The sequence below is a fragment of the Actinokineospora sp. UV203 genome (assembly GCF_056323665.1).
Map to the genome: position 1 here is coordinate 2909140 of NZ_CM150484.1, position 19342 is coordinate 2928481.

The 19342-nt window shown below is 70.4% G+C and carries 22 protein-coding genes; 11 read left to right on the forward strand and 11 right to left on the reverse strand.

Annotation, left to right across the window (positions count from 1 at the left end; all coding sequences use genetic code 11):
* Nucleotides 1-21: 21 nt before the first annotated feature.
* Genes ACUZ2Y_RS13565 through ACUZ2Y_RS13575 form a run of 3 tightly spaced genes read right to left on the reverse strand, consistent with a single transcriptional unit; the run spans nucleotide 22 to nucleotide 1669 of the window.
* Nucleotides 22-603 carry a DUF2867 domain-containing protein gene (locus ACUZ2Y_RS13565; RefSeq protein ID WP_476330732.1) on the reverse strand — a complete coding sequence of 194 codons (582 nt, stop codon included), beginning with the start codon at nucleotides 601-603 and terminating at the stop codon, nucleotides 22-24.
* Nucleotides 600-1208, reverse strand: coding sequence for a TetR/AcrR family transcriptional regulator (locus ACUZ2Y_RS13570; protein ID WP_476330734.1), 609 nt, complete (start codon nucleotides 1206-1208; stop codon nucleotides 600-602). Before ACUZ2Y_RS13570 ends, ACUZ2Y_RS13565 begins: the two co-directional genes overlap by 4 nt.
* Nucleotides 1209-1219: 11 nt before the next feature.
* Nucleotides 1220-1669: a hypothetical protein gene (locus tag ACUZ2Y_RS13575; protein ID WP_476330737.1), complete on the reverse strand. Its 450-nt coding sequence runs from the start codon at nucleotides 1667-1669 to the stop codon at nucleotides 1220-1222.
* 94 nt (nucleotides 1670-1763) lie between these two features.
* Between ACUZ2Y_RS13575 and ACUZ2Y_RS13580 the strand changes: the two genes are divergently transcribed.
* The 7 genes from ACUZ2Y_RS13580 to ACUZ2Y_RS13610 all read left to right on the forward strand — a co-directional run bounded on the left by ACUZ2Y_RS13580 (nucleotide 1764) and on the right by ACUZ2Y_RS13610 (nucleotide 9405).
* Entirely contained in the window at nucleotides 1764-2174 is a 411-nt protein-coding gene (locus ACUZ2Y_RS13580; protein WP_476330740.1) for a YkvA family protein, read from the forward strand.
* 463 nt (nucleotides 2175-2637) lie between these two features.
* A complete protein-coding gene (locus ACUZ2Y_RS13585; RefSeq protein WP_476330743.1) occupies nucleotides 2638-5283 on the forward strand; it encodes a LuxR C-terminal-related transcriptional regulator in 2646 nt (881 codons plus the stop codon).
* Between the two features lie 439 nt (nucleotides 5284-5722).
* Nucleotides 5723-7498 (forward strand): S8 family serine peptidase, encoded by a 1776-nt coding sequence (locus ACUZ2Y_RS13590; protein WP_476330746.1) that lies wholly within the window; start codon nucleotides 5723-5725, stop codon nucleotides 7496-7498.
* Nucleotides 7499-7612: 114 nt separating this feature from the next.
* Nucleotides 7613-8224: a glyoxalase gene (locus ACUZ2Y_RS13595; protein WP_476330749.1), complete on the forward strand. Its 612-nt coding sequence runs from the start codon at nucleotides 7613-7615 to the stop codon at nucleotides 8222-8224.
* Nucleotides 8225-8417: 193 nt separating this feature from the next.
* Nucleotides 8418-8801 (forward strand): iron chaperone, encoded by a 384-nt coding sequence (locus ACUZ2Y_RS13600; RefSeq protein ID WP_476331776.1) that lies wholly within the window; start codon nucleotides 8418-8420, stop codon nucleotides 8799-8801.
* A gap of 122 nt (nucleotides 8802-8923) precedes the next feature.
* On the forward strand, nucleotides 8924-9082 hold the full coding sequence (locus tag ACUZ2Y_RS13605; RefSeq protein WP_476330751.1) for a hypothetical protein: 159 nt from the start codon (nucleotides 8924-8926) through the stop codon (nucleotides 9080-9082).
* 59 nt (nucleotides 9083-9141) lie between these two features.
* Nucleotides 9142-9405, forward strand: coding sequence for a hypothetical protein (locus ACUZ2Y_RS13610; protein ID WP_476330754.1), 264 nt, complete (start codon nucleotides 9142-9144; stop codon nucleotides 9403-9405).
* Between the two features lie 117 nt (nucleotides 9406-9522).
* Here ACUZ2Y_RS13610 and ACUZ2Y_RS13615 read toward each other — a convergent pair whose 3' ends face one another.
* Nucleotides 9523-10104: a TetR/AcrR family transcriptional regulator gene (locus ACUZ2Y_RS13615; protein ID WP_476331779.1), complete on the reverse strand. Its 582-nt coding sequence runs from the start codon at nucleotides 10102-10104 to the stop codon at nucleotides 9523-9525.
* A gap of 81 nt (nucleotides 10105-10185) precedes the next feature.
* Here ACUZ2Y_RS13615 and ACUZ2Y_RS13620 point away from each other — a divergent pair, with 81 nt between their 5' ends.
* The gene (locus ACUZ2Y_RS13620; RefSeq protein ID WP_476330757.1) at nucleotides 10186-10512 is read left to right on the forward strand and encodes a rhodanese-like domain-containing protein; all 327 of its coding nucleotides are present in this window, start codon (nucleotides 10186-10188) and stop codon (nucleotides 10510-10512) included.
* A gap of 3 nt (nucleotides 10513-10515) precedes the next feature.
* Here the strand turns inward: ACUZ2Y_RS13620 and ACUZ2Y_RS13625 are convergent, their stop codons facing one another.
* The gene (locus ACUZ2Y_RS13625; protein WP_476330760.1) at nucleotides 10516-10752 is read right to left on the reverse strand and encodes a heavy-metal-associated domain-containing protein; all 237 of its coding nucleotides are present in this window, start codon (nucleotides 10750-10752) and stop codon (nucleotides 10516-10518) included.
* Between the two features lie 158 nt (nucleotides 10753-10910).
* On the opposite strand from ACUZ2Y_RS13625, the gene ACUZ2Y_RS13630 reads away from it, so the two are divergent.
* The 3 genes from ACUZ2Y_RS13630 (at nucleotide 10911) to ACUZ2Y_RS13640 (ending at nucleotide 12886) form a co-directional block, all read left to right on the forward strand.
* Nucleotides 10911-11417 carry an anthrone oxygenase family protein gene (locus tag ACUZ2Y_RS13630; RefSeq protein WP_476330763.1) on the forward strand — a complete coding sequence of 169 codons (507 nt, stop codon included), beginning with the start codon at nucleotides 10911-10913 and terminating at the stop codon, nucleotides 11415-11417.
* Nucleotides 11418-11551: 134 nt separating this feature from the next.
* Complete coding sequence (locus ACUZ2Y_RS13635; RefSeq protein WP_476331782.1) at nucleotides 11552-12127, forward strand: proprotein convertase P-domain-containing protein; 576 nt, start codon at nucleotides 11552-11554, stop codon at nucleotides 12125-12127.
* 246 nt (nucleotides 12128-12373) lie between these two features.
* Nucleotides 12374-12886: a DUF3558 family protein gene (locus ACUZ2Y_RS13640; RefSeq protein ID WP_476330765.1), complete on the forward strand. Its 513-nt coding sequence runs from the start codon at nucleotides 12374-12376 to the stop codon at nucleotides 12884-12886.
* A 120-nt stretch (nucleotides 12887-13006) separates the two neighbouring features.
* On the opposite strand, the gene ACUZ2Y_RS13645 is transcribed toward ACUZ2Y_RS13640, so the two are convergent.
* The 6 genes from ACUZ2Y_RS13645 to ACUZ2Y_RS13670 all read right to left on the reverse strand — a co-directional run bounded on the left by ACUZ2Y_RS13645 (nucleotide 13007) and on the right by ACUZ2Y_RS13670 (nucleotide 19322).
* Nucleotides 13007-14434: a serine/threonine-protein kinase gene (locus ACUZ2Y_RS13645; protein WP_476330768.1), complete on the reverse strand. Its 1428-nt coding sequence runs from the start codon at nucleotides 14432-14434 to the stop codon at nucleotides 13007-13009.
* 195 nt (nucleotides 14435-14629) lie between these two features.
* Nucleotides 14630-15862 carry an MFS transporter gene (locus tag ACUZ2Y_RS13650; protein WP_476330771.1) on the reverse strand — a complete coding sequence of 411 codons (1233 nt, stop codon included), beginning with the start codon at nucleotides 15860-15862 and terminating at the stop codon, nucleotides 14630-14632.
* A gap of 34 nt (nucleotides 15863-15896) precedes the next feature.
* Nucleotides 15897-16157 (reverse strand): acyl carrier protein, encoded by a 261-nt coding sequence (locus tag ACUZ2Y_RS13655; protein ID WP_476330774.1) that lies wholly within the window; start codon nucleotides 16155-16157, stop codon nucleotides 15897-15899.
* Nucleotides 16154-17677 carry an amino acid adenylation domain-containing protein gene (locus ACUZ2Y_RS13660; protein ID WP_476330776.1) on the reverse strand — a complete coding sequence of 508 codons (1524 nt, stop codon included), beginning with the start codon at nucleotides 17675-17677 and terminating at the stop codon, nucleotides 16154-16156. The genes ACUZ2Y_RS13655 and ACUZ2Y_RS13660 overlap by 4 nt, the downstream gene beginning before the upstream one ends.
* Nucleotides 17674-18954, reverse strand: coding sequence for a condensation domain-containing protein (locus ACUZ2Y_RS13665; RefSeq protein WP_476330779.1), 1281 nt, complete (start codon nucleotides 18952-18954; stop codon nucleotides 17674-17676). Before ACUZ2Y_RS13665 ends, ACUZ2Y_RS13660 begins: the two co-directional genes overlap by 4 nt.
* Nucleotides 18951-19322 (reverse strand): phosphoribosylaminoimidazolesuccinocarboxamide synthase, encoded by a 372-nt coding sequence (locus ACUZ2Y_RS13670; RefSeq protein WP_476330782.1) that lies wholly within the window; start codon nucleotides 19320-19322, stop codon nucleotides 18951-18953. The genes ACUZ2Y_RS13665 and ACUZ2Y_RS13670 overlap by 4 nt, the downstream gene beginning before the upstream one ends.
* Nucleotides 19323-19342 lie beyond the last annotated feature (20 nt).

A 19342-nucleotide genomic window follows, 5' to 3' on the forward strand; every position in this document is an offset into this window, starting at 1 on the left:
GTACGCCGAGCGGGGCGACCTTTAGGGCGTGCCCGCCCGCCACTTCTGTCCGATGCCCCGGATCATCGCCGGGTACACGATCAGGTGGCGCAGCGGCGCGATCCCGACCATGTACGCCTTGCCGAGCAGGCCGTTCGGCTTGACCAGCACAGCCATCTGGCCGCGATACCCGCCGTCCTCGCCTTGGACCCAGCCGAGGTGCAACACCCCGTGCACGGTCTTGTTGGCGATCTCCGCCACCCATTCGGTGTCCGTCAGGTACACGGTCGTGAAGGGGACGTCCTCAAAAGCGGGTCCCGGCGGTGCGTCGCGGAGATCGGCGGGTAACCGGTCGCGCAGCGTCTCCACGCGGGAGCCGAGGCCGGACTCCGGGTCGTCCCAGCCGAAGAGCTTGCCCAGCTTCCACCGGATGGCGAAGAGCACGCGGGCGGAGCGGGACGGATTGTCCGACGTGTCGCCCGCGACGAACTGGCGCACGAGCCGCGGGAAGTCGTCGGGGCCGCCCGGTGTCGGCAGCGCCCACACGTCCTCCAGGTCGAAGTCGCGGGTGATCTCATGGACGCGCCAGGGCTGCGAGGTGTGTGCGGTCTTCGGGAGTTTCACTTTGATGGCTCCTTGTGTTGGCTCAGGCCGAGCACACCGGCGGCGGCGCGTGCCGCGAGCAGCTCGTCATGCGGCGCCCGACCGGCGAGCGCGATCACGGTCCCCTCCAGCGCGCCCACGAAAGCCGGCGCGAGGGCGTCGACGGGTGGGCCGGGCGGGATCGTTCCGTTGTCCCGCCCGGCTTCGATGAGCCGGCCGCAGCTGTCGACGATGAGGGCGTAGCTCTGCTCGACCACGTGCCCGACCGGGTGGTCCTGGCCGGAGAATTCCAGCCGCAGCGCGACGGCCATGCGCGCCACGTCCCGCCTGCAGAAGATGGCGTGGCGACGCGCGAGGGTCAGCAGCGCCGCGACGGGCTCCGGCTCCTGGTCGACGAACTCCCCAACCTCCGCTTGCCAGGTGTTGAGGACCCACTCCCACACGGCCAGGACCAGGTCCTGCTTGTCTTTGAACTGGTGGTAGAGCGCGCCCCGGGTTAACCCGGCGTCCTTGGCCACCTGTTCGAGCACGAGATTGCCGTAGCCGTACCGGGAAAGCCCCTGCGCGGCGGACTCCAGCAGCGCGGTCCGCGTGCGGGCGCTGCGGTCGGCGTGACTGGTCCGCATCCTGGTTCCGATCAGTCGGTTTTGGCGGTGATGACCTTCGGCGCGGTTCGCCGATGCCCCAAGCCGACGAACACCCAGACGAGCCGCGCGAGCACCGGCCGCCGGAAGTACAGAAAAGTCGTGAGCACCCGGCGCGCGGGCTCGATGCCGCGCCCCACCATGACGACACGCATCAGCGGCAGCGTCGTCTCGAGGTGGATCACGTCCGGGCCGGACTCGACGACCCGGAACGGCCCCACCTGCGCCGCGGACTCCACGGGCGTGTCACGGCTTCCCAGCAGGCCCACGATCCGCTTGACCACGCCCCCCGTGGCCTCCAGCCCGGCTCGCACCCAGGCCTCCGGCGGGTGGGGATCGGGGCCGGGCAACTCGACTTCGAACGCGTCGGCGTAGTCATGTCCGCCCCCCACCGGGTCGGTCGGCTCGACGCGACGTACCTGCTTGACCAACTGGACTGGCATCGCACATCCCCCTTCGGTAGCTCCACCCTCATCCTACATACATGTATGTACGTAAATGCCGGGACTATATTCACGCGAGACCCTTGGAGGGCGCGTGAACGGCTGGCTCGACCTGACACTGGGGATCGGTGCCGCGTTGCTGGTCGCCTGGCTGGTGTTGGTGCTGGTCCTGGTGGCCATCCGGCCGCGCGGCGGCCTGCTCCGGGAGGCGTTGCGGCTGCTGCCCGACGTCCTGCGCCTGCTGCGCCTGCTGGCCGCTGACCGCGATCTCCCGCGAGGGGTACGTGTCCGACTGATCCTGCTGCTGGCCTACCTGGCCATGCCGATCGACCTGGTGCCCGACTTCATCCCCGTGCTCGGCTACGCCGACGACGCCATAATCGTCACGGCGACCTTGCGCTCCGTCGTCCGTCGCGCAGGCGTCGAGGCCGTGCGCAGGCACTGGCCCGGCACCGACGACGGCTACGCCACCCTCTGCCTGCTCACCGGCCTGAACCCGACCTGAACTTCACTCACGGTGTCGACCATGAGGCGTCCACCTCATCCAACTGGTGACGCCGCGGGATTCGACGCATGCGGTATTCAATCCTTGGGGGCGGTGGCTCTGGCGGTCTGAATGGGCATGCTCGGCGTGAGCGTCCCGCCGGACACCTCGACTGAGCCTGGCCAGGCACGGCCACCGCCAGTCTTAAGTGACCGAGATGCGAACGTTCGGGTGAACCTGTTCGTCCGTCGGCGAGCTTCGAACTCTCCGCTCGGGCCGGACTACGGCCTCGTGCACCACTTCGGAATGATCACCCCAATCCCGACACGCATCCGCGGCGACCTGTGCCGTGTTCGGCGGCGTTTCGGCGTCGCGGCAGCCACGGCCACTGACCCAGATGCTGCTCTTTGCGCGGATCATGGCTATCGAGCGCACTTGTGAGCACTATGTCGGCCTAGGCGTTGTGTTCGGGGAGGGATTCGGGGTGGCCGGAAACGATTCACTGGTAGCCGAGGTCGTCGCGGCCCTGACCGATCCTCCCGCCGTCGCGGTGATCACCGGGGAAGCCGGGATGGGCAAGACCTGGCTGGTCGGGCGGGTGCTCGACGCGATCGACCGGGACCGGGTCGCCGTCGGGTGCCGCGGCTTGCCGGACGGCCCGTACGTTCTCGTGCGGGAGTTGGTCAGCGGCCTGGGCAGCGGTGACCCGGGGCCTGCCTTGGCCGCCGTCGCGGCGGACGAGCTGCACCAGGTGTGCACGGCGCTGCGTGACCTGCTCGACGCGCGGCTGGTGCTCGTCGAGGACGTGGAGTGCGCCGACCACCGGTCCCGCCAGGTGTTGCGGTACCTGGTGACCCGGCCGCCGGAGCACGCGGCGCTGCTGCTGACCTGGACGCCCGGCGCCGAGCCGCCGCTGGGCACCCGGCTCACCTCGGCCGCGTCGACCGGCGTGCACCACGTCGAGGTCGGGCCGCTGACCGCGGCCGAGGTGGCGGCGCTCGTCGGCGGGTCACACGCCGACGAGGTGCATGAGCTGACCGGCGGCGTGCCCGCGCTGGTGAGCCTTCTGTCCTTTGCGGACGGTAGACCACGGGAGGTGTTGGCACGCAAAGGGATTCCCAGGCCGATCGCCGAGCTGGTCGACGAGCGGCTGGCCCGGTTGCCCGAGGGTGCACGGCGGGTCGTCGACGCGGCCGCGCTGTCGCGGGGTCCGGTGTCGGTGCCGTTGCTCAGCGAGGTGTGCGGGCTCGGGTCGCCGGAAGTGGAGTCGGCATTGGCCGCCGCCGTGGACGCCGGTGTCATGGTGTCCACGGACGGACGCGCGTTCACCTTTCACCCGCCGGTGACCGGAATCGCCGTGGAGCAAGGGCTGCACCCGGTCGAACGCCGTCGCGGGCACGCGGCCTACGTCGCGGCGTTGCGGCGGCGCGACGAGGACGTATTGCCCGAGCTGGTGTTCCACAGCAGGCTGGCGGGCGATCTGGTCACCGCCGCCCGCTACGCCGAGCCCGCGGCCCAGAACACGAACATCGCCGAGGCGGTGGAGCTGTTGCGGGAGCTGCTGGCCGAGCCGGACCTGCCCCGCGCCGCGCGGGGCGCCCTCGCGGTCCGGCTGGGGCGGCTGGCGTTGAGCGGTCTCGCGTACGACGAGACCGTCGCGCTGCTGCGCGGAATCCTCGCCGACGGGCGGCTCCCAGCGGGGCTGCGCGGCGAGCTTCGCCTGGATCTGGGGTTGCTGCTGGGAAATCAGGCCGGTGACGGCGACACCGGCCGGGCCCAGCTGCGGGTGGCCGTCGCCGAGCTCGCCCGCCGTCCGGCGCTGGCGGCCCGCGCGATGTCGGCCCTGGCCGTCCCGTACTGGGGAAATTGCCACCTGGACGAACATCTGCGATGGCTGGCCGAGGTCGAGCGCACCGTGCCCGACCGCGGCGATCCGGTGCTGCTCCTCGCGACCGCGGTCAACCGCGCGAGCTCACTGGCGCAGATCGGCGACCCGCGGGCCTGGGACGCCATCGCCGACCTCCCTGAGGACGGCGCGACGACCGGCGAGCGGCGCGAGCTGCTGCGCGGCTGCGCCAACTTCTCCGACGCCGCGATCGCCCTGGGGCACCACGCGGCGGCCGCGGACTTCCTCACCCGGGCGGCGGACCTGGCGGGCCGCAGCGGGCCGTCGTATCCGTGGCAGATGGCCACATCGAACCAGCTGCGGCTCGACCACGTCACCGGCCGGTGGGACGGCTTGGCCGAACGCGCCCGGGCCTACCTGGAGTCGGCCACCCACACCACGTTCGTCGCCGTCGACGCCTCGCTCGTGCTGGCGCAGCTCGCATTGGCCCGGGGTGAGTGGGACGAAGCCGAGGAATACCTTGGGGCACACGGGCTTCGCTCGATGAACGGATGGTACGGGCCGGTGGTGATCTGCGCCGCCGCGACGCGAGTCCGGCTGGCGCTCGTCCGCGGCCGGACCGAGGAGGCCGTCGGCGAACTCGCCGCGGCCGTGGAGATCCTGCGGCTCAAGGGCGTCTGGGCGTGGGCGACCGAACTCGTCGACGCCGGGGTGGAGGCCCTACTGCACGCCGGTGACCTGCCGCGCGCCGGGCGGCTGCTCGACGAGTTCGCCGCGGACGTCGCCGGGCGCGACTGCCCGTTCGCGCACGCGATGGTTCCGTTCGGGCGGGCGGCGATCGCCGCGGCGCGGGAACGGTCCGACGACGCGGCAGCGCTGTACGGCGAGGCCGCGACGCTGCTCGCCGCACTCCCCCGGCCCTACGAGCAGGCTCGCGCCCTGGAGGCCGCCGCGCGGTGTCTGCCGCCGTCGTCCGGGCAGCTCGCGGAGGCGAGCAGGCTGTTCACCGCGCTTGGCGCGACGTGGGACCTGGCGCGCTGCGACCACCTCGTGCGCGAGCACGGCGGCACGACCGGCGCGCGCCCCGGCCGCCGGGGGTACGGCACGGAGCTGTCGCCGAGGGAACGCCAGGTGGCACGCCTGCTCGCGCTCGGCCGCACGAACCGGCAGATCGCCGAGGTGCTGTTCCTGTCGCCGCGCACGGTCGAACGGCACGCCGCCCGCGTCCTGCACAAGCTCGGCGCCACCGACCGCGACGAACTGCGGCCGGAGGACTATGGCTGATCGGGCTGATCGGGCTGATCGGGCTGATCGGGCTGATCGGGCTGATCGGGCTGATCGGGCTGATCGGGCTGATCGGGCTGATCGGGCTGATCGGGCTGATCGGGCTGATCGGGCTGATCGGGCTGATCGGGCTGATCGGGCTGATCGGGCTGATCGGGCTGATCGGGCTGATCGGGCTGATCGGGCTGATCGGGCTGATCGGGCTGATCGGGCTGATCGGGCTGATCGGGCTGATCGGGCTGATCGGGCTGATCGGGCTGATCGGGCTGATCGGGCTGATCGGGCTGATCGGGCTGATCGGGCTGATCGGGCTGATCGGGCTGATCGAATGCGTATCCCTACGCACGATTTCCGGCGTTGTTCCCCGCGGTCATCTCCTCGGACAGTTGCCGCACCGCAACTCGTTGCGGCCCTGCGAAAACCTGCGAGAGGACCAACCGTGCGCACAATCACCACAGCGCTGCTCACCGGAGTCGGGGTGCTGGCGCTGACATCAGCCGCCCTCACCGGCGTCTCCGCGGCGGCACCGGCCCAGTCCGGGTACGTCGTCGTCCTACACGGCGCCCAGGACCCGGCCGCGTTCGCCACCGGGCACGTCAACCGGCATGGCGGCCACGTCGGCCACATCTACCAGCACGCGCTGCGCGGATTCTCGGCCACCTTGACCGCAGGCGGCGCCGACGCGCTGCGCCGCGACCCGTTGGTCGCCTCGGTCGAGCCGGACCGGGTCATGCACACCACCGACACCGTTCCCACCGGCATCGACCGCGCGTACGCCACCGCCAACCCGAACCTGAAAATCAACGGCAGCAACGACTACAGCGTCGACGTCGACGTCGCGGTGATCGACACCGGGGTCGCCCAGCACCCCGACCTGAACGTCGTGGCCAGGGCGAACTGCGTCAACAGCACCACCTGCACCAACAACTCGGGTGCCGACGACCATGGCCACGGCACCCACGTGGCGGGCACGATCGGCGCCCGCGACGACGGCGCCGGAGTCGTCGGCGTCGCCCCCGGAGCCCGCATCTGGTCGGCCAAAGTGTTGGGCTCCAGCGGAAGCGGCAGCCTGTCCGGGGTCACCGCCGGGGTCGACTGGGTCGCCGCCAACGCCGCCGAGATCGAGGTGGCCAACATGAGCCTCGGCTGCGACAACTGCACCGACGCCGCGCTCGGCCAGGCCATCACCAACGCGGTCGCCAAGGGCGTGGTGTTCGTCGTGGCCGCGGGCAACAACCACAAGGACGCCAAGACGTTCTTCCCCGCCAACCACTCGGACGTCGTCACGGTGTCCGCGCTGGCCGACTTCAACGGCAAGCCAGGCGGCGGGGCGGGCTCGACCTGCCGCGCCGACCAGGACGACACCCTCGCTGACTTCAGCAACTTCGGTTCCACGGTGGAGATCGCCGCGCCCGGCACGTGCATCAACTCGACGCACCTCAACGGCGGATACAAGGTGTTGAGCGGCACCTCCATGGCCGCGCCGCACGTGGCGGGCGCCGCGGGGCTGCTGACCGCGAACGGCAACCGCGCCACCGGCCGTGACGGCGTTCTCGCCGTGCGGCAGCGGCTGATCGACACCGCGAACACCGACTGGACCGACGACTCCGGCGACAACGTCAAGGAGCCGCTGCTCGACGTTCGGTCCACTCAGGACTACCCGGCGGGCGCAGCGGACCCCGGCCGCCCCACCGCGGCCTTCGCCGGCGCCTGCTCCACGTCGAACACCACCTGCTCGTTCGACGCGGCGGGCTCGACCGACACCGACGGCACGATCACCGGCTACGCCTGGGACTTCGGCGACGGCAGCACCGGGACCGGCAAGACCGCCAGCCACACGTATGGCAAGGCGGCCTACTACAGCGTCCGGCTGACCGTGACCGACAACGCGGGCAAGACGAACACCACCCGCCGCATGGTCAAGGCGGGCGACCTGCCGCCCACGGCCGCGTTCACCGTCCGCTGCCAGCGCGACGTCTGCTCCTTCGACGGCGGCGCGTCGACCGACGAGGAGGGCGCCGTCGGCGGCTTCGCGTGGGCTTTCGGTGACGGCACCACCGGAACCGGAAAGACGACCACGCACAGCTACCCCAACATCACCAAGGTCTACCAGGTGAACCTGACCGTCACCGACAGCCGCGGCCAGGCCGGCAGCACCACCCGCCAGGTCCGCTGCTCGAAGCACATCACCAACCCGCTCTGCTTCATCATCTGATGTCCGCGCGGTGGCGCTGTGATCCGTCACAGCGCCACCGCGCGCCTCGACTTGCGGCGGACCGGTCAGGAATCGAGAAGCGCGGACCCGTGGGCCGCGCCTAGCGTTGCCGGCATGACTTCCATCGACTCTGTGACACTCGAAGTGGCCGACCCCAAGGCCGCCAACGACTTCTACACCGCCGCGTTCGGTTTGGACACGCAGGTGCGACTGCGGGCCTCGGCGGCGCCGACGACCGGCTTCCGCGGGTTCACCCTGTCGCTCACCGTGTCCCAGCCTTCCACCGTCAAGAGCCTTGTCGGCGCCGCCATCGACGCGGGCGCCACGTCGCTCAAGCCGGTCGCCAAGTCGTTCTGGGGCTACGGCGGCGTCGTGCGAGCACCGGACGGGACGATCTGGAAGGTCGCGACCTCCGCGAAGAAGGACACCGGCCCGGACACCCGGAAGGTCGACGAGATCGTGCTCCTGCTGGGCGTCGCGGATGTGGCCGCGAGCAAGCGGTTCTACGTCGACCACGGCCTCGCCGTGGCGAAGAGCTTCGGCCGCAAGTACGTCGAGTTCGCCACCCCGTCGAGCCCCGTCAAGCTGGCTCTCTACGGCCGCCGCGCCCTCGCCAAGGACGCCGGCGTCTCTCCCGACGGCACGGGGTCCCATCGCCTCACCCTGGGCACCAGCCCGGCCACCTTCACCGACCCCGACGGCTTCCCCTGGACCGCATCCCACTGACCCGGTTCTCCCCCAGTGGTGTTCTTCGTGGTCGCCGAGGATGTGGGCGGGCGGGATTGGGGGGAGGCTTATGCCGTGGTCATCACCGGCCGATTCAAGGTCCAGGACTGCTGAGTAGAAGAGGAAACCCACCGTGAGTGCCACGAAGAAGTCCACCAAGAGCGTCGGGTTCAGCGACGAGGAACTCGCCGCGATGAAAGAGCACGGCCAGGAACTGAAGAAGGCCGCTCGGCGCGGCGCCAAGGCCGACCTGGAGCCGGACGTGCTCGCGAAGATCGCCGAGATGTCGGAACCGGACCGTTCCATGGCCGAGCGGATCCACGCCATCATCCGATCCAGCGCGCCTTCCCTTGCGCCGAAACTCTGGTACGGGATGCCCGCGTACGCCAAGGACGGCAAGGTCGTCTGCTTCTTCCAGAGCGCGGAGAAGTTCAAGGCGAGGTACGCGACACTCGGCTTCAGCGACCAGGCGACGCTCGACGACGGCGCGATGTGGCCGACCTCCTTCGCGCTCACGAAGCTGACCCCGGCCGACGAGAAGCGGATCGGCGCGCTCGTCAAGCAAGCGACGAGCTGAGGCCGTCATGACAGCCCTGCCCCGACCGCTGATCTCGACAACTCGTGAGGCGGACTGCCCCCACGGACCTCCTTCTGCCGGGTAGGACCGCGTTGCCCCGAAACCGCCACCCAAGGGGCACCGTGACGGCAATCGACACGCCGGAGGTCAACGACACCAAGCCCTACGACAACGGCGTCAAGGTCGTGCCGTCGTTCCTGCTGCCGCCGGTCATCGTCACCAAGGCCAACGCCGCGCAGGCGTACGCCACCGACCCGAAGCTGTCCCCGCTGGCCAAGTGAGCCGCCGTCGCGCGTCCCGGGCAGCTCCGGGACGCGCGACCTGTCATCCGGAGGTGAACATGAGCGAACTGCTGCGGCTGGTCAACCCGATCCGGGCCTACGACTGGGGTTCGCGAACCGTGCTCGCCGAACTGCTCGGCGGCACCGTCGAGATCACCGCACCCGGCCCAGGCGCACTCCTGTGCTTGGGCGGCGAACTGACCGTCGAACGCGGCTCCACCCACCAGCCCCTCCGCCGCGGCGAAGCGCTGTTCGTTCCCTCCGTGGGTGGCCCGCCGCACGTCACCGGAACCGGCCTCGCCTTCCGGGCCGCGCTTCCCTGACCGAATATCCAGCGAGGTTTTCCGTCAAGGGATTCGAGGACGCGACGGGATATCGGGGAAAGAACCTGTCATTGCGGTCATCGACGCTCGCCGCGTGGTCGGCACTGTGATAGCCGCTCACGGCGTCAGGAGATGGGCCTGCCGCCAGAGGCGGGCGATGCCCGTGCGGATGCGTTGTTCGCCGAGTTCGGGGAGGAGCGCGGCGATGTGTTCGGCCGCGAGGGAAGCGAGCAGGGCGTGGGCGGTGTGCTCGGGGTCGGCGGTGTCGGCGAGCAGGATCGTCACGTGCCGGTGCCAGAACTGGTACGCGCCGATCCGGTACCTGGCACCGGGTGCCGCGGTCTCCGACATCCGCACCAGGGGCAGATGCGTGAGCAGGTAGTCGAGGTAGGCGTCGGCGAACGCGGCGAGGCGATCGGCGGGCGCGGCCCCGGGGCCCAGCGGCGCCGGTCCGCGCAGGATCGCTTCCTGGAGCACCCGCTCGCGCGCGTCCAGCAACGCGGCAGCCAGTCCGGCCTTGTCGCCGAAGCGGCGGAACAGGGTGCCTTTGCCGACGCCCGCGGCCGCCGCCACCTGGTCCATCGACACCGCGTCGACGCCGTGCTCGGCGAAGAGCAGGGCGGCCGCGTCCAGGATGGCGGCCCGGTTGCGGGCGGCGTCCGTGCGTTCCTTGGGCGGTGGCGTGCGCAGCAGTTCCAACGGGGTTGCTGAACCGGACTGCGGTCCGTTAATCTCGTGAGGCACATCCGGACTGTAGTCCGATTAGCTGGAGGTAGCGACATGACCACATCCATCACCCGTGACGAACTGAAGGCCGCGATCGGCGCGGGCACCGTGACGCTGGTCGACGCGCTCGGTGGCGAGTACTACGCCAAGCAGCACCTGCCCGGGGCCGTCGCCTTGGTCCTGGCCGACGTCGACACACAGGCGCCCACCGTGCTGCCCGACCGCGATGCCGCGATCGTCACCTACTGCTCCAACTTCGCGTGCCCCAACAGTGGACAGGTCGCTGAGCGACTCACCGCCCTCGGCTACACCAACGTCCGCAAGTACCCGGAGGGCATTGAGGACTGGGTGACGGCAGGCCTGCCCACCGCGTCGGCTTGACCCTCAGGTCGCGATGCCTCGCACTTGACCGACCGCGGCGGTGAGGTCGTAGCCCGCTTCGTCGACCGCACCACGGACTTCCGCGACATCGAGGTCCCTGTCGCTGGTCACCGTGACCGTGCCGGTCTCGCCATCGACCGCCACGGCGGTGACACCGGCGATGCGTTCGATCTCCTCGGTGACGAAGCCCGCGCGGTGCCCACGGGTTATCCCGCTGACGATGTAGCTGCTCTCGACCATTCCGGGTGCCTACTTCGCCTGGGCGGCGTCAGCGGGGACCGTGCGCGTGAGCATGTGTGCCCGGCGCATCCGCCCCTCGGCGGTGACCGAGCGCGGTGGTTCGTGGCCAAGAAAGGCCCCGGCCACGTCCCAGTCCCTACCTCAGTGGAGTCACTCACATGCCGATCCGCCTGATCACCGCCCTCGCCCTGCTGTCCACCGGCCTGCTCGCAGGCGCCTTCGGGTACGGCGCGGTCAACGTGGCGACCACCTTCGAAGTCGTCCCGCTTGATGTGCGCCTGACCTTCCATTCCGCCCTGATGCGGATGAACGGCCCGGTCATGCAGACCACCATGGGCCTCGCCGCGCTCAGCTCGCTCACCCTGGCCGCCCTGACCCGGGCGGCACCCCGACTGATAGCGGGCGCGGCCGGAGCACTGGCTGTCGTCTCGTTCCTCGTGACGCGATTCGGCAATGTGCCGATCAACGGGCAGATCAAGGTGTGGGCGGTGACCGCGCCACCCGTCGACTACGCCGAGATCCTGCAGCGGTGGGAGAACTTCAACGTCATTCGCACCCTCACCGCGCTCACCGCTTTCGTCCTCATCATCTGGCTCACCCTCCGCGCCGCCACGCCCGAGCGGCAGTCAGCGGGCCGCCTGCCCGCCCTTCCCGCACACCGGTGATCCACCAACCTCCACAGAGGACATTCTGACCCGCAAGGAGGTCTCCTGCGCGCTTCGCGCGAATACTGTTTCCCTCACGATCCTCGCCGTCGCCGCGGCTCCCGCCGCCTACGGAGCCGCGGCGACGGGAACGGATTCCATCGCGACGGTTCTCCGACCAGGGCACGTCGTTCTCGGCCCCGCTGGTCACCGGCGCGGTGGCGCTGTACCCGCAGAGCCACCCGACCGCCAACCAGGCCGAGGTGAACAAGGCGATCCTCGACTCGGCCACCTCGGGCAAGGTCACCAACGCGGGCACCGACTCGCCGAACAAGCTGCTTTACACCAAGGGCATCACCGGTGGCCCCGGCCCTGACCCGAGCTGCGCCAAGAAGACCAACGACACCGATGTGTCCATTCCGGACGCGGGCAGCGCGGTCGTCAGCACCATCACGGTGTCCGGCCGCACGGGCAGCGGATCGTCCACCGGCCAGGTGGAGGTGGCCATCGCCCACTCGTACCGCGGCGACCTGGTCGTCGAACTGGTGGCGCCGGACGGCAGCGCGTACCGCCTGAAGGGGGCTTCCGCGGCGGACCACGCCGATGACGTGCGCGCCACGTACACGGTCAACCTGTCGTCGGAGACGAAGAACGGCGACTGGAAGCTGCGCGTGCAGGACGTCTACCGCTTCGACACCGGCACGATCCAGAGCTGGAGCCTGACGGTCTGAGGGATTTGCCGGATTTGCCGGATTTGACGTTCGACGGAGGACCCCCGGCACCCTTGGCGGGGGTTCTCGCGTTGTTCGCGGGTTCCCGGGTCTCGTCGATGGGATGTCTGTTCAGGTGGTTCGCTCGATTCCAGGGGCCCGGAAATGGACCTGAGCCAGGCCGATTCGGCATCCACTGGTCCTGGTTCGCGACCAGGTGGGTCGTCCTCAACACCAAGCGACCCTCGGGTCTGTACGTTTGGCGACATGAACGTCGCACCGCTGGCACTCGCCGTCGTCTCCGCCGCTTTCCTGCTGGCTGGGTGCGGTAGCGCGGACAACCCGCTGTCATCCTCAGGCGAGACCAACGCGGCCGAGGCCTCGGCCGCGGCCAAAGGCCTCGACGGCAAGGACCTCTGCTCGCTGGTCACCGAGGACACGCTGGCGATCGCAGACCTGAAGTCCTCCGACGGGGCGCGCAAGAAATGGGTCCACTACCCGGCATGTGTCTTCGGGGAGAAGAAGAACACCAGGTTGATCGTCATGGCCAAGGATGACGGTGGCCAGCCGATCAAGACCGACCACGAGCACTACCGCCTGATCGACGGCGTGCCCACCGAGAACGAGTACGACACCAAAACCACCTGCCAGATCACCTTCGATGTGGGCACGACCCAGGCCATCGTCGTGGTCGAGGCGTTGTGGGGTCCGGAGAAGTCGTACATGCCGTGCGACATCGGCATCCCGGCGATGAAGGACGTGCTCGAAGCCGCGAAGTAGCCCGACCCGGTCGGCTGATCACGCCCGAATCCCCTCGATCCCTCCGTCCTGGAGAAAGGGTGCCACGGGCCATGTCGAGGTTCCGCACTATCCCAAGTAGACGATTAGACCAGGCTGAGGTCAGCCGCCGTTGTCGTCGTCTTCCTTGTCTTCCTTCTTCTTCTCGCTCTTCGGGCCGGCCTCTTTGCCCTTGACCCGCTCGGAGGTCTGCACGGTGTCGGAGTCGATCAGCAGCCCGCCGTCGCGCGCGATCAGGACGAGTCGGCGCACGTCACGTATCCGGTCGCCGTTTTCCTGGGTGTACTCGAGTCCGACCGTGACGGTGTCGGCGCCGGTCGCGCGCGGCGCGGAGGTGATGGTGAGTTCTTTGACGTCCTTCCACACCTTCTCGTACTGCTCCTTGCCCGCGGCAAGCAGCGTCGGACCGAGCCGGGACCAGGCCTCGTCGACCTGCTCGGGCAACAACGCGTAGTAGTCGGTGACGGCGCGCTGGAGGTCTTCGGCGGTCACCGAGGCCACCACCGAGGCCGTTGTCGGGATCGAGGAGGTGGTCGGGACCGTGGTCGCCTGATCGGGCCCACCAGGGCGGTTCGCGACGACCAGGGTGAGCAGTGCCAGTCCGACGACCGCGATCACCGCGATCAGGATCGCGGGCCCGCGACGGCTTGGCGGCTCGATCGGCGCGGCGGGCAGCGCTCGGAGGTCCACTCGGGTGGGAGCAGGCGGGCGGTGGCCTGCGGCGACAGCGTGCAGTTGCTCGGCCGCGTGGACCATCGTGGGCCGCTCGGCCGGGTCGACCCGCATCATCTGCGCGACGACGTCGCCGAGGGCGCCTCCGTTCACGCCTGGGGCGAACTGCCCGGCGGCCACCGCGTGCAGCACGGCGATGGCGTTGTCGCCGTCCCCGAAGGGCGACCGCCCTTCCAGTGCGGTGTACAGGGTGGCGCCGAACGAGAACACGTCACCCGTCGGGTCCGGTTCATGGCCGCGCGCCACCTCCGGGGCCAGGAAAGCCGGTGTGCCCACCAGAATCCCGTTCGCGGTGACAGTCACGTCACCCACGGCGCGGGCGATGCCGAAGTCGGTGATCTTCGCGGTGCCGTCGTCGGTGATCAGGATGTTGGCCGGTTTGACGTCACGGTGCACGATTCCCGCCGCGTGGGCGGCGGCGAGCGCCTCGGCCACCTGGACGCCGATCCCCGCGACCTCGGCCGCGGGCAGCGCGCCGCGTTCGGCGATGACCTCGGCGAGACTGCGCCCGGGCACGTACTCCATGACCAGAACCGGCCTGCCCGCATCCTCGGCGACGTCATAGACGGTGACCGCGCCGGCGTGCTGCAACCGGGCGGCGATCCGGCCTTCCCGGGTCGCCCGCTGCCGGGCCTGAGTGGCCTGCTCGTCGGACAACCCGGGCGCCAACACCAGTGGCTTCACCGCCACCACCCGACCCAGGCGCTCATCGAGCGCCTGCCACACCTCACCCATCCCGCCGATGCCCACACGTCGCTGGAGCCGGTATCTCCCGGCGATCAGGCCATCCGCGATCACGGGCACCCCTTCGAGTCTCGCTTCGTCCGGTCCGAATGGCTGACATGCCGCCGGGAGCAACGATCGCTCACCCTGACCGGCCTGCTTCGCCTGCGCCGCTCCACCTCACCGACTACCCGGTGACGTCCACCGTCAATCCTCGGCCGGACGATTCCGAAGCCCGCCAAGATGTTCTCCGGCGCCCGTCAAGGACGGTCATACCTTCACGAGACCGCCGTCGGTCGCCTGTCGGACCTCGCGGATCCCCGGGACCATGAGCACGCCGATCGTCGCGCCCGCCACGAGAAGGGCGGTGCAGACCAGGGTGGTGGGGATGCCCGCGTACTCCGAGACCGGGCCCGCCGCCGCGTAGCCCAGTGGGGCCACGATGAAGGAGACCAGCCAGTCGTAGGAGCTGATGCGGGAGATGACGGACTCCGGCACCAGCTGCTGGATCGCGGTGATCCACACCTCGTTGAGCAGGGTCATGCCCGCGGCGGTGAGGGCGGACGCGGCCATGATGACCGGCAGCGGCGATGGGCCGATGAGCGCGCAGAGCTGCAGCACGGCCAGCAGCAACGCGAGGTGCCCGGCCACCAAGGGGCGCTTGGGCCGCCAGCTCGCGGCCAGGACACCGCCCAGCAGGGCGCCGACCGCGGTCGCGGTGGCGACCAGCGCCCACGACGACGCGGTGCCGGTGGCTTGGGTGACGATCACCGGACCAAGCACAAGGAACACCGACAGACCGACGTTCCACACCGCGTGGCAGCACAGGCCCGCCCAGTACCAAGGGCGGGCCACCATCTCCTGCCAGCCCTCAAGGATGTCCTTGAACAGGGTGCTCCGCGCCGCGTGGATGTGCTTGGGCAGCTTGAGGAAGATCAGGGTGGAGACGCTCAGCACGAACGTGCCCGCGTCCACCAGGTAGGCGATTCCCGGCTCCGCCACGGTGGCCAGAACCCCGGCGAACGCGGGGCCGACGATGCGTGCGGCGCTCTGCGACATGCCCATGAGCGCGTTGGCCTGCTGCAGCCGGGCGGCGCTGACGGTCTGCGGGACCAGCCCGGTCATCGCGGGCTTCGACAGGGCCGCCGCCGCGCCGTAGCAGACCGCCGCGATGAGCAGGACGGTCACGTCGCTGCGGCCGGTGAGCAGGAGAATGCCCACGACCACCTGCACCGCGGCCAGCGCGAGGTCGGAGCAGATGAGGATCAGCCGCCTGGGCAGCCGGTCGGCGAGCGCGCCGCCGAAGACGAGCAGGACGACCCGCACGACCGTCGTGACGGCCAGGACCATGCCGATGTCGGTCGCCGAGCCGCCCACCGACAGGATCGCGAACACCAGGGTCACCGGCATGATCGCGTCGCCGAACGCCGAGACCGTGCGGCCGAGCCACAGCAGCCGGAACGGCCGTTCGGCCAACGCGGTGAACTGGATCTTCGTGATCAAGACGGGAACCTGCCGGGAGTGGGGATGGGGAGTCTCAGTCCTCGGCGACGGCTTCGGCCGTGGCCTCGGCGAACGTGCCGAAGGTGCCGTCCAGGAACAGCCAGTCCACGGCGACGTCGAAGTCGAGTGCGTCACCGACGGCGGTGACCAGCTCGACGGCGAGGAATGAGTCGCCGCCGTCGGCGAAGAAGTTGGACGAGTCGGTGACCGCGTCCTGCGGGACATCGAACAGCGCCGACCAGCACTCGCGGATCGTCTGTCGAACCCGCTGGTCAGCGGCGGTCTGGAGGGTCATCGTGGGGTCCCTTCCGGGATCAGGGTGGCCATGGCGAGCCGGTCCACCTTGCCGTTGCTGGTGAGTGGGAAAGCGTCCAGGCGGTGGATCCGCCGCGGGATCATGTAACTGGGGAGCACTCGCGCCAGCGTGGCGCGCAGGTCGCGGGGCTCGGCCTCGCCACCGACGTAGAACGCGACGAGCTCATGGCTGCCCACCCGGCCGGGCACCGCGAGGACCGCGGCGTCGGCGACCTCGGGGTGTAGGCGCAGCGCACCCTCGATCTCCGGCAGTTCGACGCGGAAGCCCCGGATCTTGACCTGGGAGTCGAGCCTGCCCAGATGCAGCAGCCCGCCCTCGGCGCCGCGGCGGACGAGGTCGCCGGTGCGGTACCAGTCGTCCGGCGCGGGCGCGTGCCCCTCGACGGGCACCCGCGGGTCCGAGCCGGTGAGGAAGCGCCCGGCGTTGTCCCGGGCGTCCAGGTAGCCCGCGAACCGCTGCGGCCCGCGCACACAGAGTTCGCCCTCGGCGGCGTCCCGGCCGTCGGCGACCACAATGGACTCAAGGTGGTCGTAGACCCGGCCGATCGGAATCGTCCTGTTGGGAGTCTCCGGCCAGGCGGCGATGTCCGCGTCGAGCCGGTACGCGCTCACCGCGACCGTCAGTTCGGTCGGCCCATAGAAGTTCTCCACCGCGCCCGCGGGCGTCGCGAGCTGCCAGGCCTGCGCCTGCTCCCGGGTGAACTGCTCGCCGATGAACAGGCTCAGCCGAACCGAGGGCATGGCCCCCGCCCGCAGTTCCCCGAGCCGGGCGGCCGCGGAGACCACCGAGGGCACCGACGCCCAGTGCGTGATGGCGCGCTCGCCGACCCAGCGGGCCGGGTGCAGCAGGTCCATCGGGCCGGGTGCGACCAGCGTGGCGCCGGACCCCCAGGCCACGAACAGGTCGTAGACGGACACGTCGAAGGAGAGATCGAAGGTCTGCGTCATCCGGTCGCCGACGCCGATGCCGTACCGGGCGATGTTGTGCTCGACGAAGCTCAGCGCGTTGGCGTGCGAGACCGGGACGCCCTTCGGGCGGCCGGTGCTGCCCGAGGTGAACAGGATGTAGGCGGTCGACTCGCCACTTTCCCTCGCCGGGACGGGTTCGGCGGGATCGGCACCGAGGTCGGGGATCCGGACGACCGTCAGCGTGTCACTCGCGAGTCCGGCCGAGGCCTGATCGGCCAGGACCAGGGTGAGCCCGGCCGCCTCCGTGATCGCCCGCAGCCGGTCGAGCGGGGCCGCGGGGTTGATCGGGACGACCGTCGCCCCAAGCCGCAGGACCGCCAGGTAGGCGACATAAGACCGGGCGGACTTCCCACCGATGAGCCCGATGCGGGCTGGGGTATCGCCCGCCGACTCGATCACGCGGCCGAGGTTCTCGGCCTCCGCCACCAGCGACCGGTAGGTGAGCACCTGGCCGTCCGCGGTCTCCAGCGCGACCGCGTCCGGGTGGCGCCGGGCCGCGGCCCACACCAGCTCGTCGAGCCGAACACTCATGGCGCGACCACCAAGGCCCCCGCCATCAGCCGGTCGAGCCGCTCGACGAAAGCGGCGGCGAGCGAGCGCACCCACCTCGGGTCGAGCGCGTCGGGGCAGTACACGGCGTGCAGGGTGAGCGGGCCCGGGCCGCGTTCGACCGCGATGTTCAATGGCTGCTTGACCGACGACGGTTCCCGCGGCACCGGCTCGACGGCCAGGCCGGGAACCCGCAGCAGCGTGCCGACCCCGTCGACCAGTTGGAAGGCCACGTCCGTGAGCGGCCTGCCGCCGCGCTGATCCCCGAGCACGCCCGCCTCGTTGACCGCGTCCAGGGACACGACCGCGTTGGTGTACGCGCGCATCGCCACGGCGTGCGTCGACCGCAGGTGGTCCTGGGAGTCGCCCGCACCACCGCGCACGCGGATGGCCATGTTGCTGGAGAACCGGCCGATCGAGTGCCGCAGCGATGTCGACTGGCGGTTCGCGTACCCGCAGCCGAAGAGTTGGTCGTCGGTGCCGGTCAGCTCGAACAGGGCCGCGGAGAACGCCGCGAGCAGCACCACGTAAGGCGTGGTGCTCCTGCCGGCGGCGAAGGACTGGAGCCCTTCGGCCAGCGCGGCGGGGACCTCCTCGGCGTGCCGCGCGGCGGCGGTGGAGGTCGTCGGGCGCAGCGGCAGCCGGGAGTCGGCGGGGGCGCCGTCGAGTTCCGCGCGCCAGTACTCGAGATTGCGGTCGAACCCGCCCGTGGCGTGCCTGTCGTGCCACCACGTCGCGTAGTCGGCGAACTGCACCGGCAACTCCGGCAAGTCCGGCTCAGCGCTCAGCAGCTCACTGAGATCCCGGATCAGCACACCCAGGCTCAGCTGGTCGGCGACGATGTGGTGCAACACCAACGCGACGGTGTCGCGGCCGTCTTCCCCGGTGCGCAGACCCGCCCGGAACGGCGCCTCCGCGGCGAGGTCGAACCGGCGGTCGGTGAAGCCGGTGAGCCAGTCCTGGCCCGACTCCGCCGCGACTGCCAGCCGCGGCCCGTCGGACCAGCCCGGTCGCTCGATGACCTGGGTCAGCACCGGCCCCGAGTCGTCGAACCGGGTGCGCAGTGCCTCGTGCCGCTCGACCAACTGGGCCACCGCGCGCTCAAGGGCCGGTCGGCTGAGCGGACCCGAGGTGCGAAACGCCGCGGACAGGTTCAGAAACGAGGCGTCCGGCCGGGCCTGGTGGGCGGCGAAGTCGCGGCGCTGTCCCGGGGTCGACGGCGCCCGGGTGAGGTCGGACCGCCTGCGGACCGTCCTCATCGGACACCGCCCGCGACGAACCGGGACGTCGGCTCCGTGACCAGGGCGCAGGCCCGCGCGACCTGCGAAACCGGTGCCCCGTCCCGGAAAGCCCGCTTGTCGAGTTGGGCCCCGATCTCGACCGGGATCATGTCGCGGTCCGCGCACAGCATGGAGCGCTCGTCGATGCGGCGGATGAACGCCGTGGGCGCACCCGCCGCCCCGAGCAGGTCGAAGACCGCGACCGCCTGACCGGTCTTCAGCGCGCCGATGGAGTCGGTCTCCGCCACCCGGGCGGCGTCTCCGCCGGTGAGCGCGTCCTTGGCCCGCAGGACCACGGTGCCCGGCCCCGGGCCGTCGAGGATCTGCTTGGTCTTGCCCTCTTTCACGGGCCCTCCATGCTGTGCGG

Bases quoted from the DNA above. Each gene is read 5' to 3' on its own strand.
- ACUZ2Y_RS13610 (WP_476330754.1), top strand. From the start codon at position 9,142: ATGAGCGAACTGCTGCGGCTGGTCAACCCGATCCGGGCCTACGACTGG.
- ACUZ2Y_RS13600 (WP_476331776.1), top strand. From the start codon at position 8,418: ATGAAAGAGCACGGCCAGGAACTGAAGAAGGCCGCTCGGCGCGGCGCC.
- ACUZ2Y_RS13660 (WP_476330776.1), bottom strand. From the start codon at position 17,677: ATGAGTGTTCGGCTCGACGAGCTGGTGTGGGCCGCGGCCCGGCGCCAC.
- ACUZ2Y_RS13640 (WP_476330765.1), top strand. From the start codon at position 12,374: ATGAACGTCGCACCGCTGGCACTCGCCGTCGTCTCCGCCGCTTTCCTG.
- ACUZ2Y_RS13620 (WP_476330757.1), top strand. From the start codon at position 10,186: ATGACCACATCCATCACCCGTGACGAACTGAAGGCCGCGATCGGCGCG.
- ACUZ2Y_RS13570 (WP_476330734.1), bottom strand. From the start codon at position 1,208: ATGCGGACCAGTCACGCCGACCGCAGCGCCCGCACGCGGACCGCGCTG.
- ACUZ2Y_RS13665 (WP_476330779.1), bottom strand. From the start codon at position 18,954: ATGAGGACGGTCCGCAGGCGGTCCGACCTCACCCGGGCGCCGTCGACC.
- ACUZ2Y_RS13630 (WP_476330763.1), top strand. From the start codon at position 10,911: ATGCCGATCCGCCTGATCACCGCCCTCGCCCTGCTGTCCACCGGCCTG.
- ACUZ2Y_RS13575 (WP_476330737.1), bottom strand. From the start codon at position 1,669: ATGCCAGTCCAGTTGGTCAAGCAGGTACGTCGCGTCGAGCCGACCGAC.
- ACUZ2Y_RS13655 (WP_476330774.1), bottom strand. From the start codon at position 16,157: ATGACCCTCCAGACCGCCGCTGACCAGCGGGTTCGACAGACGATCCGC.
- ACUZ2Y_RS13625 (WP_476330760.1), bottom strand. From the start codon at position 10,752: ATGGTCGAGAGCAGCTACATCGTCAGCGGGATAACCCGTGGGCACCGC.
- ACUZ2Y_RS13595 (WP_476330749.1), top strand. From the start codon at position 7,613: ATGACTTCCATCGACTCTGTGACACTCGAAGTGGCCGACCCCAAGGCC.